13 protein-coding genes are annotated in these 12,538 nt (G+C 66.6%); 6 read left to right on the top strand and 7 right to left on the bottom strand.

Annotation, left to right across the window (positions count from 1 at the left end):
• Window positions 1–201 precede the first annotated feature (201 nt).
• Window positions 202–510, bottom strand: a complete 309-nt coding sequence (locus tag G4223_RS00065; protein ID WP_163673497.1) for a PH domain-containing protein — start codon at window positions 508–510, stop codon at window positions 202–204.
• A 143-nt stretch (window positions 511–653) separates the two neighbouring features.
• A complete protein-coding gene (locus tag G4223_RS00060) occupies window positions 654–1,796 on the bottom strand; it encodes a DNA recombination protein RmuC (protein WP_163673608.1) in 1,143 nt (380 codons plus the stop codon).
• An 87-nt stretch (window positions 1,797–1,883) separates the two neighbouring features.
• On the opposite strand from G4223_RS00060, the gene G4223_RS00055 reads away from it, so the two are divergent.
• The 4 genes from G4223_RS00055 to truA all read left to right on the top strand — a co-directional run bounded on the left by G4223_RS00055 (window position 1,884) and on the right by truA (window position 5,521).
• On the top strand, window positions 1,884–3,272 hold the full coding sequence (locus G4223_RS00055; protein WP_163673495.1) for a DUF4139 domain-containing protein: 1,389 nt from the start codon (window positions 1,884–1,886) through the stop codon (window positions 3,270–3,272).
• A gap of 83 nt (window positions 3,273–3,355) precedes the next feature.
• Window positions 3,356–3,868, top strand: a complete 513-nt coding sequence (gene def / locus G4223_RS00050; protein ID WP_163673493.1) for a peptide deformylase — start codon at window positions 3,356–3,358, stop codon at window positions 3,866–3,868.
• Window positions 3,869–3,872: 4 nt separating this feature from the next.
• Entirely contained in the window at window positions 3,873–4,781 is a 909-nt protein-coding gene (gene fmt / locus G4223_RS00045) for a methionyl-tRNA formyltransferase (RefSeq protein ID WP_163673491.1), read from the top strand.
• On the top strand, window positions 4,781–5,521 hold the full coding sequence (gene truA / locus G4223_RS00040) for a tRNA pseudouridine(38-40) synthase TruA (RefSeq protein ID WP_163673490.1): 741 nt from the start codon (window positions 4,781–4,783) through the stop codon (window positions 5,519–5,521). Before fmt ends, truA begins: the two co-directional genes overlap by 1 nt.
• On the opposite strand, the gene G4223_RS00035 is transcribed toward truA, so the two are convergent.
• From G4223_RS00035 to G4223_RS00015, 5 genes are all read right to left on the bottom strand, one after another.
• A complete protein-coding gene (locus G4223_RS00035; protein ID WP_338086783.1) occupies window positions 5,512–6,018 on the bottom strand; it encodes a GNAT family N-acetyltransferase in 507 nt (168 codons plus the stop codon). The genes truA and G4223_RS00035 overlap by 10 nt on opposite strands.
• A gap of 2 nt (window positions 6,019–6,020) precedes the next feature.
• Window positions 6,021–6,581 carry a hypothetical protein gene (locus G4223_RS00030; RefSeq protein ID WP_163673488.1) on the bottom strand — a complete coding sequence of 187 codons (561 nt, stop codon included), beginning with the start codon at window positions 6,579–6,581 and terminating at the stop codon, window positions 6,021–6,023.
• Window positions 6,578–7,714, bottom strand: coding sequence for a succinyl-diaminopimelate desuccinylase (gene dapE, locus G4223_RS00025; RefSeq protein WP_163673486.1), 1,137 nt, complete (start codon window positions 7,712–7,714; stop codon window positions 6,578–6,580). The genes G4223_RS00030 and dapE overlap by 4 nt, the downstream gene beginning before the upstream one ends.
• A gap of 58 nt (window positions 7,715–7,772) precedes the next feature.
• Window positions 7,773–8,615, bottom strand: coding sequence for a 2,3,4,5-tetrahydropyridine-2,6-dicarboxylate N-succinyltransferase (dapD, locus tag G4223_RS00020; protein WP_163673484.1), 843 nt, complete (start codon window positions 8,613–8,615; stop codon window positions 7,773–7,775).
• A 75-nt stretch (window positions 8,616–8,690) separates the two neighbouring features.
• Window positions 8,691–9,401, bottom strand: coding sequence for a pyrimidine 5'-nucleotidase (locus G4223_RS00015; protein ID WP_163673482.1), 711 nt, complete (start codon window positions 9,399–9,401; stop codon window positions 8,691–8,693).
• Between the two features lie 150 nt (window positions 9,402–9,551).
• On the opposite strand from G4223_RS00015, the gene G4223_RS00010 reads away from it, so the two are divergent.
• Together G4223_RS00010 and G4223_RS00005 are read left to right on the top strand one after the other, a co-directional pair.
• Window positions 9,552–11,222: a sensor domain-containing diguanylate cyclase gene (locus G4223_RS00010; RefSeq protein ID WP_163673480.1), complete on the top strand. Its 1,671-nt coding sequence runs from the start codon at window positions 9,552–9,554 to the stop codon at window positions 11,220–11,222.
• 5 nt (window positions 11,223–11,227) lie between these two features.
• A complete protein-coding gene (locus tag G4223_RS00005) occupies window positions 11,228–12,499 on the top strand; it encodes a DUF2336 domain-containing protein (RefSeq protein ID WP_163673473.1) in 1,272 nt (423 codons plus the stop codon).
• Window positions 12,500–12,538 lie beyond the last annotated feature (39 nt).

Here is a 12,538-nt window from a genome sequence, read left to right as displayed (position 1 = left end):
GCCAAATCCCGACAATAAGATACCGGGATACGACGGGTGCTCGGGGGATGCTCATACCAAGTTTCGATGAGCGCGACTCATCGAGACTTGGTCGGGCGCAAGGCGCCCGCGCCGCCAATGCGGCGGGAGCCAAGGGTTTTGGAAAAACCCGCCCGGCGCTTGAGGGCGGCGTTGATCGGTTCAGATCAACGCGATTTGGTATCAGCCGCCCGCCCGCCGACGTTCGCGTTCGGCCAACAGCCGGTCGCGTTCGGCGATCATCACCTCAAGGCCGCCGTCTTCCAGGGCGGCCACGGTGCGTTGGCGTTCGGCGGCGGTGTGTTCGCGCAAGGCGCTGGTGCGGGCCAACGCCTGGTCCAACTGACCCCTGGCATCGACACAGGCACGGTCGACCACGTTGATGAAGGTGTCCACCGCGCGGACCAGCCCGCGCATGGACTGGGCTGCACGCTGCTGCTCGGCGGCGACGCGCCGTAACAGGAAGTGTTCGCACGGCACGACATTTGCCATCACAGGCCCCGCGATCTGATGTCCTAAGGGGCAGTCTAAAAGCGACGAATGATAATTAGGCAAAAAAGTTGCGAATGACATGCATCATAACAGCCATGCACAGCATGCACTGGTTGTCATTGATGTTTCTTCCTCGACCTTAATTATTGTGCCGGCAGCTTGGGCTGGGGCGGCGCCAGCTCCGCGGCCTTCTCGTCGTCGCCGACCTGCACGGATTCGATGCGTTCGGCGCGCTTGGTGACCTTGTCGGTCGAGATGCGGATTTGGCGCAGATCCTCGACCGCTTGGCCGAAATGCTTGTCCAGCGCGGTGACGCGGGTGTCGAGCCGGTCGATGTCGTCCAGCAAGAACCGCACTTCCTTTTGAATCTGGCCGGCCTGTTCGCGCATGCAGGCGTCTTTCAGCACCGCGCGCACGGTGTTCAGCGTGGCCATCAAGGTGGTGGGGGAAACGATCCACACCTTGGCGCGAAAGGATTTTTCCACCACGTCGGTGAAATTGGCGTGCAATTCGGCGTAGACCGCTTCGGATGGCAGGAACATCAGGGCCGATTCGGCGGTTTCGCCGGGAACGATGTATTTCTCGGCGATGTCGCGCACGTGCTTGAGGATAGCGGTGGCGAAGGCGCGGCCGGCGGCGACGCGTTCGGCGTCGTCGCGGGCGTTGCGCAACGCATGAAAGCTTTCCAGCGGAAACTTGGCGTCGATGGCGATGGCACCCGGTGGATTGGGCAGGTCGAGCAGGCAGTCGACGCGTCGGCCATCGCCCAGGGGGGCCTGGAACTTGTAGGCGTTGGGCGGCAGGATCGAGCTGACGATGTCGGCCAACTGGATTTCGCCGAAGGCGCCGCGCGCCTGTTTGTTGGACAAGATGTCCTGAAGGCTGACCACCTGGGCCGACAATTGGGTGATGTTCTTTTGCGCGGCGTCGATCACCGCCAGGCGCTCCCGCAATTCGTGAAGGGTGGTGGCCTGGCGGTGCGACGATTGCTGCAAACCGTCGTCCATGCGCTTGCCCAGGGCGGCCAGCCGCTCCTCGACGGCGCGGGCCAGGGCGCGCTCCTGGGCCTGAAGGCGTTCCGACATCTGCGCCTGGGCGGCGGCCTGGGTTTCCGCCAACTGCGCCAGCCGCCCGGTCAAGGCCGACTGCGCCTGGGCCATGGAATCGACGGTTCGCGCCATGAAATCCTCGCGCGCCGCGTTGCCGCGTCCGCGCAGCAACAACACCGCCGCCACCCCCAGCAAGGCCAGGATCAGTCCGCCCAACGCCGCCGCCATCATCGTCATGGAATCCAAGACTTGCTCCTTTGTCGCCATGCTCCCGCCGTTTTCATAACATAGAACGGCACCATGACGACCTTGCGGAGAATATTCATGAAACGGCGCCTGGCCCTGATCACCACCGCCGCCTTCGTGCCGCTGCTGGCGGCGGCCGGTTTCGCCGACACCGTGGTGACCCCGGCCGACCGTGGCGGGCTGGCCCTGACGGTGACCCAGAACGACACCGCCCTGGTGCGCGACCACCGTACCGCCACCTTCGAACGCGGATCCCAGGTGCTGGTGGTGGAAGGGGTGGCCCGTGCCGCCCGCGACGGCAGCGCCATGCTGTCGGGTGGCGGGCTGGTGGTGCATGAACAGGGGTTCCTGCCGGGCGGTGTCGATGCCGCCGGATTGTTGGCCGCATCGGTGGGCCGCGACGTGACCGTGGTATGGCGTGACGCCGTCGGCGCCGAACGCGAGGAACGGGCCCGTGTGGTTGCCGCCGGACAGCCGCCCCTGTTCCAGGTGGCCGGCAAGGTGGTGGCCGGCGAACCGGCCCGCATCCTTTACGATTCCCTGCCGCCGGAATTACGCACGGCCCCGGCCTATCGCGCCGCGGTGACCGTCGAACAGGGCGGCAAGCGCGGGGTCGAGCTGAGCTACCTGACCTCGGGCCTGTCGTGGCAGGCCGATTACGTGGCCGAACTGACACCGGCCGGCGACAAGCTGTCGCTGTCGGCCTGGGCGACGCTGGTCAACGTTTCCGGGGCGGACTTTCCGGCGGCCAAGTTGCAATTGCTGGCCGGCGACGTCGGCACGGTGGCCAACGACGCCCCGCCGCGCGCCATGCGCATGGAAAAGGTGTTGATGGCCGCCACCATGGCGCCCACGCGCGAGACGGCGGGCGGCGTCTATCATCTTTATACCGTGGCTCAGCCGGTGTCGCTGGGCGACGGCGAACGCAAGCAGGTGGCGTTGGTGGCGCCGCAGAACCTGACGGTCAGCCGTCAACTGATCCTTGATCCCTTGCCGGGTCAGGCATGGCGCGACCGCGCCGCCGATCCCGAGCCGCAACATCCCCAGGCGGTGTTGCGTCTGAAGAACGGTAACGAACCGCTGCCGTCGGGCACCATCCGGGTGTTCCAGCGGGCCCGCGACGGCGGCGCCACCTTCCTGGGCGAGGACCAACTGGGCGACGTTCCCGCCGGGGCCGAGGCCCGCGTCACCCTGGGCCGCGCCTTCGACGTCACCGCGCGGCGGGTCCAGACCGACTTCAACCGGGTCTCGGCCGAGATCACCGAGGCGCAATGGCAGGTGCGTCTTGCCAATGCCGGCGACACCCCCGCCCAGGTGGTGGTGCGTGAAAGCCTGGGCGGCGACTGGCTGGTGCTCGACGAGAGCGCGCCGCATAAAAAGGAGAACGCCTTCACCGCGACCTGGACGGTCGAGGTGCCGGCGCGTGGCGAACAGGTTCTGAGCTATCGCGTCCGGGTCAAGGGCTGAGAGCCAATGTAGGGCGGTTCTTCTTGACGCTTGCCGGAAGGTTCCATATTTCCCATGGGAATTCCTTGAAAGGCGACGCGTCCATGGCCCTCCTCCCTATCCTCACCGCTCCCGACCCCCGGCTGAAGCAAAAGGCCGCCCGTGTCGAGACGGTGGACCAGTCCGTCCGCACGTTGATGGACGACATGCTGGAAACCATGTACGCCGCCCCCGGCATCGGTTTGGCCGCGCCGCAGGTGGGCATGAGCATCCGCGTCATCGTCGCCGATATCGGCAAGAACGAAGAGGATCGCCAGCCCATCCGCATGGCCAACCCGGAAATCGTCTGGGCGTCCGACGACGACAACACCTACGAGGAAGGGTGCCTGTCGGTGCCCGAGCATTATGCCGCCGTGGTCCGTCCGCGCGCCGTCCGCGTGCGCTATGTGGACGAACACGACGCGGTGCGCGAGATGGATGCCGACGGCTTGCTGGCGACGGTGTTGCAGCACGAGATGGACCATCTGGACGGCATCTTGTTCATCGATCACCTGTCGTCGCTCAAGCGCAACATGATCCTGCGCAAGCTGTTGAAGGCCAAGAAGGAAGCGGGCTGACGCCATGCGCCTGTGCTTCATGGGGACGCCGGATTTCTCGGTTTCCATCCTCGCCGCGCTGATCGACGCCGGCCATGACGTGGTCTGCGTCTATTCCCAGCCGCCGCGTCCCGCCGGACGCGGCCACAAGGAACAGCTGACCCCGGTGCACGCCTTCGCCCAGTCCCGGGGCATCGCGGTGCGCACGCCGAAAAGCCTGAAGGGCGCGGACGAGCAACAGGCCTTTCGCGACCTCGGCCTCGACATGGCGGTGGTGGCGGCCTATGGCCTGATCCTGCCCCAGGCGGTGCTGGAGGCGCCGAAGCTCGGCTGTCTCAACGTCCACGCCTCGCTGTTGCCGCGCTGGCGCGGCGCGGCGCCGATCCAGCGCGCCATCCTGGCCGGCGACGCGGAAACCGGCGTCACCATCATGCAGATGGATGCGGGCCTGGACACCGGCGACATGCTGTTGACGCAAAAGGTGGCGATCACGCAGCAGACCACCGCCGGAATGCTGCACGACCAACTGGCCGAGACGGGGGCGCGCCTGATCGTCGAGGCGGTCGCGCGCTATCCCGAACTGGAACACGTCAAGCAACCCGAGCTTGGAATCACCTACGCCGCCAAGCTGGCCAAGGACGAGGGCCGCATCGACTGGACCCGGCCGGCCGTCGAGATCGAGCGTCAGGTGCGGGGCCTCAACCCATGGCCGGGCGTGTGGTGCGTGTTGAACGAGGAACGGCTGAAGGTGCTGGCGGCCGAGATGACTGATGGCTCCGGGGTGCCGGGCACGGCGCTGGATGATTGCCTTGCCGTCGCCTGCGGTGAAGGGGCGCTCAGGCTGACCCGCGTACAGCGCGCCGGCAAGGCGCCCATGGCGGCGGCGGACCTGTTGCGTGGTTTCGCGGTGCCCAAGGGCAGCCGGTTCGGCTGATGGCCCGCTACAAGCTCACCATCGAATATGACGGCCGCCCTTATCACGGCTGGCAGCGCCAGGACCACGGCCCCTCGGTGCAACAGGCATTGGAAGAGGCGGTCTTGCGCTTTTGCCAAAGCGAGACGCTGGTGCAATGCGCCGGCCGAACCGATGCCGGCGTGCACGCCACCGGTCAGGTGGCGCATTTCGACGCCCCGCGCGACTATCGTTGCGACCGGGTGCGCGACGGCCTGAATTTCCATTTGCGCCCCCATCCGGTGGTGGTGCTGGCGGCCGAGGCGGTGGCCGACGACTTTCATGCCCGCTTTTCCGCCATCGGGCGGTCTTATCTGTTTCGCATCCTGAACCGTCGGGCGCCGGCCGGACTGGATGCCGGGCGGGTGTGGTGGGTGCCGGTGGCGCTTGACGCCGACGCCATGCAACAGGGGGCCGACTACCTGTTGGGGCATCACGACTTCACCACTTTCCGCGCCAGCGAATGCCAGGCGAAAAGTCCGATGAAGACGCTGGACGCGCTGAGCGTGACCCGCGTCGGCGAGGAAATCCACGTCGCCACCTCGGCGCGGTCGTTCCTGCACCATCAGGTGCGCAACATGGTCGGCACGTTGAAGCTGGTGGGCGAGGGCAAGTGGCGGCCCGAGGACATGAAGCGTGCACTCGACGCCCGTGACCGTTCGGCCGGCGGCCCGACCTGTCCGCCGGACGGGCTGTATCTGACCGCTGTCCACTATCGCTGAGAATTGTCCCTTCCCGATGGCAGCAGCTTGATCCGGTAGGTCGCGTCGCCATAGCTGGCGATTTTCTCGCACGGCTGCGGCACATAGCCCAAGGCACCCCAGAAACCGTCGGAATTGTTCACCGCCGTCAGCGCGATGCGGTCGAAGCCGTGGGCGCGGGCGACGTCTTCCATCAGCCGGGCCAGCGCCACCCCGAGATGACGGCCGCGCGCCTGGGGCAACAAGGCGACGTCGTGGATGTAAAGACAATCGGCGGCCTTGGGCGGCGCCCCCAGCACGGTGTCGAGCGGCGGCGGGTCGCCGACGATGCCGGGATGGGCCAGGCAATAGCCCAAGGCCTGCCCGTCGTCGTCCTCGGCCATCAGGCAGCCGGGGGCGAACAGCGCCAGACGGTCGGCGAACACCGCCGGATCCTCGGGGTAATTGACGTGGACGACGTCGGCCACCCGCACCACTGTTTCCAGGTCGGCGACGGCCATGGGGCGCCAGCGGGCCACGTCTACACCCTCATCAATTGATCGCTGACGACGCGCAGGAAACCGGCCAGCAATATGTCCAACAACACGATGCCGGCGGCGGTGCCGAACCCCACCGCCAACGCCACATGGGCCACATAGGCGCGATAGACCAGCAAGACGATGGTGGCGGTCTGAGCCAACAGCAAGGTGGCGGGACTGGGGGCCGCCACCGCCAGCAGGGCGATGGGCAACAGCACCGCCATCTGCACCACCGCCGCCCAATTATAGGCGACGATGTAGCGGATGTAGTTGGGCCACTTGCCCAGGGAATCGACCACCGCGATCATCAGCACCGGAAAGGCGGTCCAGTCGATGACGTAGCCGATCAGCTTGATCGCCATCTGACGCGTGGTGGTCTCGTCGTTCAGGCTGCCCGACAGGACGTCGAGGATCAGGAAGGTGGGCGCCACCAGCACCGCCGCCCAGAACGAGTTCCAGAATCCGCGCGGGGTGGCGTCGAACCACACCATGCCGCCGGGATCGCGCCGGGCCAGTCGGAAGGCGCCGGTGATGCCGGCCATCATTTCTCCGGCGGTGATCATGGATGGCCCACCAGACGGTCCAGCACCTGGACATAGATGTCGGTCAGCGCCTGCATGTCGGCGATTTGGACGTGTTCGTCCACCTTGTGCATGGTCTGGGCGACCAGGCCGAATTCCAGCACCGGACAGAAGTTCTTGATGAAGCGGGCGTCCGAGGTGCCGCCGGTGGTGGACAGTTCCGGCCGCCGTCCGGTGACGGCGAAGGCGGCGTCTGCCACCGCGTCGCTCAGCAATCCCGGCTGGGTCAGGAAGCTTTCGCCCGACACCTCGACCGAGCATTCGATGTCTCCACCGACCTGGGCCAGGGTGTCGCGAATCCATTTTTCCAGCGACGCGCCGGAATGCAGGTCGTTGAAACGGATGTTGAAGCCGGCGCGGGCCTCGGCCGGGATGACGTTGGTGGCGGCGTTGCCCACGTCCACCGTGGTCAGCGCCAGGGTGCTGGCCTGGAAATGCTCGCTGCCGTCGTCGAGCGGCTTTTCGGTCAGCCGGCGCAGCATTTCCAACAGGCGGGGAATGGGGTTGTCGGCCAGATGGGGATAGGCGGAATGGCCCTGGGTGCCGAAGACGCGGATCTTGCAGTTGAGCGAGCCGCGCCGGCCGATCTTCATCATCTCGCCAAGATGGCGGGGGTTGGTGGGTTCGCCCACCAGACACAGGTCAAGCTTTTCGCCCCGCGCGGCCAGCCAGTCCAGCACCTTGACGGTGCCGTCCACCGCCGGGCCTTCCTCGTCACCGGTGATCAGCAGGCTGATGGAACCCTTGGCGGGGCCGTTTTCCAGGAACCGCGACACGGCGGCGACGAAACAGGCGATGGCGCCCTTCATGTCGGCGGCGCCGCGTCCGAACAGCCGGCCGTCGATCACCTGACCGCCGAACGGGTCCACCGTCCAGGTGCCGCCCGCCGGCACCACGTCGGTATGGCCGGCGAAACAGAAATTGGGGCCGCTGTCGCCCAGGCGGGCGTACAGGTTCCTGATGGTCGGACCGCCGGTGGCCGAATCCACCGCGTGACAGACGAACCCCAATCCTTCGAGGGTGCGGGTCAGCACGGCCATGGCGCCCGCGTCCTCGGGGGTGACGCTGGCGCAACGGATCAGGTCCTGGGCAAGGCTGATGGGGTCGAGCGCCATGCGGTCCTCTCGGCGAGATGGCGGATGCCCGGAAGGTGTCCGGGCATCCTTGTAAAAATCAGTCGCGCAGCAACTCGTTGATCGAGGTCTTGGAGCGGGTCTTTTCGTCCACCCGCTTGACGATCACCGCGCAATACAGGCTGGGGCCGGGGGTGCCGTCGGGCAGCGGCTTGCCGGGCAGCGAACCGGGGACCACCACCGAATAGGGCGGTACGCGACCGATGAACACTTCGCCGGTGGAGCGGTCGATGATCTTGGTGGAGGCGCCCAGGAACACGCCCATGGACAGCACCGAACCCTCGCCGACCACCACGCCCTCGGCCACTTCGGCGCGGGCGCCGATGAAGCAATTGTCCTCGATGATCACCGGGCCGGCCTGAAGCGGCTCCAGCACGCCGCCGATGCCGGCGCCGCCCGAGATGTGGACGTTGCTGCCGATCTGGGCACACGACCCCACGGTCGCCCAGGTGTCGACCATGGTGCCGGTGTCCACGTGGGCGCCGACGTTGACGAAGCTGGGCATCAGCACCACGCCCGGCGCGATGAAGGCCGAACGGCGGACGATGGCGCCCGGCACGGCGCGGAAGCCGTGGGCGCGGAACTTGCCGTCATCCCAGTCGGCGAACTTGGACGGCACCTTGTCGAACCAATGGGCGCCGCCGGGGCCGCCGGGGATGGGGGCCATGTCGTTCAGGCGGAACGACAACAGCACCGCCTTCTTCAGCCATTGGTTCACCACCCATTCGCCGTCGATCTTCTCGGCGACGCGAAGATGGCCGGTGTCCAGCATGCCCAGCGCGGTGTCCACCGCGTCGCGGATCTTGCCGCCGGTCTCGAAATTGATGGTGTCGCGCGCCTCCCAGGCGCTTTCGACGTCCTTTTGCAGATCGGCGAAGCTCATCGGGTCGTTCCTTGCGGGTGATGGTGTTGACGGGAACATAGCGCGCTGGCGGTCGCTGTCAACGCGCGCAAGGCATCACGGTGTGTGGGGTATGGCTTCCAGCCAGCCCACCAGATCCTCGGTGACGTGGTGGACGTGGGACAGGTCGTCATCGTCCTGGATCACCACCTTGAAGTCGGGGTGGTTGTCCTGGCGCACCCACACCGTGGTCATGCCGATGTCACAGGCGGGTTTCAGGTTGCGGTGGATGTCCTCGACCATGGCCGAGGACCGCGCCTCGATCCCGAACCGCGCCAGCATGGCGTCGTAACAGGCGGGCTGCGGCTTGGGGATGAACTGGGCGGCCTTGATGTCGAAGATGCCTTCGAAACGCTGGGCGATGCCCAGGCGTTCCATGACGTTCTCGGCGTGGCGTTCCGAACCGTTGGTGAAGATGAACCGCCGCCCCGGCAGCCGGGCCAGCGCCGCGTCCAGTCTGGGCGCCGCGTCCAGCACGGTGTGGTCGATGTCGTGGACGTAGTTCAGGAAGTCCTCGGGTTCGATGCCGTGCACCAGCATCAGGCCGCGCAAGGTGGTGCCGAATTCGCGGTAATAGCGCTTTTGCAGGACGAAGGCGTCGTCCAGCGCCATGTGCAGCCGTTCGGCGATGAACTGGCGCATGCGCACGTCGATTTGCGGGAACAGGCTGCTGGACGCCGGATACAACGTGTTGTCCAGATCGAACACCCAGGCGTGGACATGGTCCAGGCCCAGGCGGCGGGGGTCGGTGGGCGGTGTTTCGCTCATGCCTCAACCGATAGCCCCGGCGGCGCCGGAAGGCAAGGGCATGTGGCCGGGGAGGCTTCTCAATCCGGCTTGTGCGTATCGCCGTTTCGTCTCTCGTGGTGGCTTGCCGTCTATGCTAAGCATGAAGACGGAGCAGACCACGGAAGGATCATGAGCGCGTCGTCCGAGTTCAAGCGAGAGCCGGGTGCGGACATGCCGAAGCTGCGCTTCAGCTTGGGTTCTGTCGGCTTGTCGGCCTATCCCGGCGTGGCGGTGGTGCTGGACGGGGACGGCCGCGTGGTGGCCTCCAACGGCCGCGCCGAACTGCTGGTCCGCGCCATCGTCGAGGGCCGTCTGGTCCAGATCGATGCGTTGCGGGCGGGCGGCGGGCGGCCGGTGATCGAAACCCTGCCGGCGGCGGGGGGCGGGGCGGTGACCCTGGAACTTTCGGCGCTGCCCACCGATGACGGCCATCTTCTGTTGCTGGGGCGCGACGCCACCTTGGAACGCAATCTGCGTTCGGCGCTGGTGGAATCGCGCCAGCGCTACAAGGATCTGGTCGAGATCAGTTCGGATTTCGCCTGGGAAGTGGGCGGCGACGGACGCTTCGCCTTCGTCAGTCCCAAAGGCGCTCTGGGGTTCAGCTCCGACGAACTGGTGGGGCGGGCTCCGGCCGATTTCGTCGCCATGCCCGAACCCGAGGGAACGACGTCGCCCTTTCTGGCCTCCCTGGTGGTCGAGGACCGCGAAGTGTGGATGAAGATGGCCGATGGCGGCGAGGCCTGCGTGCTGTTGTCGGCCACGCCCATTTTCGGCGAGCACGGCGAATGGCGCGGCGCCCGCGGCGTCGGCCGCGACGTCACCCAGGAACGTCTGCGCGACGCGGCGTTGAGCCGGGCCAGCAATCGCGAACGCCTGCTGTCCTATGTGGTGCGCACCATCCGCGACGAGGTCGAGCCGTCGGACATGCTGCGTGCCGCCGCCGAGGCCACGGCCCGCGCGCTGGGGGCCACCGGCTGCCAGATCTTCCGCATTCTTCCCGATTCCACGGATTTCGTGCTGGCGGCGCAATTCGGCGAAGGTGGCGAGGGCGCGCCGGTTCTCGAGGCCCTTGCCGGGAGCGAGCATTTCGACGGCGAAACCGCTGGCTGGCACGTCCTGGCCACGGTCAGCCGTTATCGCCAGTCGGTCAACGGCGCGGTGTTGCTGTGGCGCGACGGCGACCGCGCCTCGTGGGGAGACGACGACCGACTGCTGATCGACGACGTCGCCAATCAGGTGGGGCTGGCCAACGAACAGATCGCCAATCACGAACGTATCCTCAAGCTGTCGCGCACCGATTCGCTGACCGGTCTGTTCAACCGTCGCGCCTTTTTCGAGGAAATCGCCCGACGGTTCCAGCGGTTGAGCCGCGAACACAGGCCGGCGGCGTTGATCTACGTGGATTTGGATAATTTCAAGCTGGTCAACGACGTGCACGGCCATTCCGTCGGCGACCAAGCGCTGTTGGCGGTGCGCGACCTGCTGTTGTGCCATACCCGTCCCACCGACATCGTCGCCCGATTGGGGGGCGACGAATTCGCCATCTGGCTGGAAGGCGCCGAGCAGCACATCGCCGTCCAGCGTTGCCGCGACCTGTTGACCGCCGCCCAAGGTCTGGGCGAGTTTTCGGGGGACCGCGAACGGCCGTTGCACATGTCGCTCGGCGTGGCGGTCCACGCCGGTTCCAGCGCCGAATCCCTGGACGCACTGATCGCACGGGCCGACAAGGCCATGTACGAGGTGAAGAAGGACGGCAAGGGGGCGTGGCGTCTGGCCCCGCCGTACGAGGACGGGAACTAGGCGCCATGTTGGAACTGATCCGGCGGTTGGTGGGCGGCGGGCGCAAGATCGATTATGAACAGGCGCGCGAACTGGCGGCCGACCAAGATCCCGGCGTGCGCGCCGAACTGGCGGCCCGCGCCGATATCCAGCCCGAGATCCTTTATTACCTGGCCGAGGATTCCGATGCCGAGGTCCGCCGCCGCGTCGCCAGCAACCACCACGCCCCGCCCCAGGCCAACCTGTTGCTGGCCGGCGACGGGGACGAGGGCGTGCGCAGCGAACTGGCGGCCAAGATCGTGCGTCTGGCGCCAGGTCTTTCGGCCAACGAACAAGATCGTTTGCGCCGCCTGACCTATGAGGCGCTGGAGATTCTGGCCCGTGATCAGATCGTCAAGGTGCGCGGTATCCTGTCGGACGCGCTGAAGAACGTGGTCGACGCACCGCCCGAGGTCATCTTGCGGCTGGCCCGCGACGCCGAGTTGGCGGTGTCGGCGCCGGTGTTGCAGTTCTCGCCGGTACTGTCGGACGAGGACTTGCTGGAGATCATCGCCTCTGGTCCGGTGCCCGGGGCACTCTCGGCCATTTCCAAACGCTCCGAGGTCAAGGCCCGCGTCGCCGACGCCATCGCCGCCACCGAGGACATCGACGCCATCGCCACGCTTTTGGCCAATGGTTCGGCCCAGATCCGCGAAGAGACGCTGGACCGGTTGGTGGATCGTGCCGCCGACATCGAACAATGGCATCAGCCCTTGGTCGAACGGCCGCATCTGTCGTCCAAGGCGGCGGGCAAGCTGGCGCGCTTCGTCGCCGCCAACCTGTTGCAGGGGTTGGCCGCCCGTCAGGACCTGGAACCCGACGCGGCGGTGGCGGTGGCGGCGGTGGTCAGACGGCGGCTGGACGAGATGGAGGCCACCGGGATCGCCAAGGCCGACGCCAAGAAGGCGGCGGACGAGACGGCAGCCATGATGCGTGCCCAGCAATTGAAGAATCAGGGAAAATTGGACGAAAGCACCGTGGACGCGGCCTTGGCCGGTGGCGACCACGCTTTCGTCATGGCGGCGCTGGCGGTGTTGTCGGGGGTGTCGCTGGCGACCATCCGCAAGACCGTGCACACCCAAAGCGCCAAGGGCATCGTCGCCGTGACCTGGAAGGCCGGGTTGTCGGCGGAACTGTGCGAACAGTTTCAAAGCAAGCTGTTGCGATTGCCGGCCAGCCGTCATCTCCATGCCCGCAGCGGGGTGTTTCCACTGACCGCCGACGAGATGGAATGGCAACTGGAATTCCTGGGGGCCTGAACGATCCCGTTTTCAGGCGGTGGCGCCCTGCGCTGTTGT

Source organism: Magnetospirillum aberrantis SpK (assembly GCF_011022235.1).
GTDB classification, from domain to species: Bacteria; Pseudomonadota; Alphaproteobacteria; order Rhodospirillales; family Magnetospirillaceae; genus Magnetospirillum; species Magnetospirillum aberrantis.
This window is presented reverse-complemented; position numbering and strand designations above follow the sequence as displayed.